The organism is Haemophilus sputorum CCUG 13788 (assembly GCF_000238795.1).
Taxonomy (GTDB): Bacteria; Pseudomonadota; Gammaproteobacteria; order Enterobacterales; family Pasteurellaceae; genus Haemophilus_A; species Haemophilus_A sputorum.
On the sequence record NZ_AFNK01000069.1, the window covers coordinates 1 to 369 of the forward strand.

A 369-nucleotide genomic window follows, 5' to 3' on the forward strand; every position below is an offset into this window, starting at 1 on the left:
CGAACATTTTCCTGATGTCAACCCTGATATAGCTTACGTTCAAGTACAAAAGGCTATTAGAAAGATTTCAAGCCGTTGGATGACGTTGCAAAACGATGAGCGTATTTTACACGAAGTGGCATTTGTAACGGATCGAGTGTACTTTAAAAAAGAAGGTCGTTTTTATATTGAGTTTCACGAAAAATTATTACCTTACATTGCTAATTTAAAAGCTCGTTATACTAAATATGAGCTTGTGAATATTGGTGCATTTACCAGTACACATACGATTCGACTTTATGAGTTATGCTCACAATACAAAACGGTTGGAAGACGTGAAATAAAATTAGAAGATCTTAAAGATTGGTTACAAATTAAGGATAAATACCC

1 protein-coding gene is annotated in these 369 nt (G+C 33.9%); it reads left to right on the top strand.

Annotated features, from left to right (window positions below):
- Positions 1–64 precede the first annotated feature (64 nt).
- The coding region (locus HSP_RS0108165; RefSeq protein WP_244263565.1) for a replication initiation protein at positions 65–369 on the top strand (305 nt) is incomplete at its 3' end.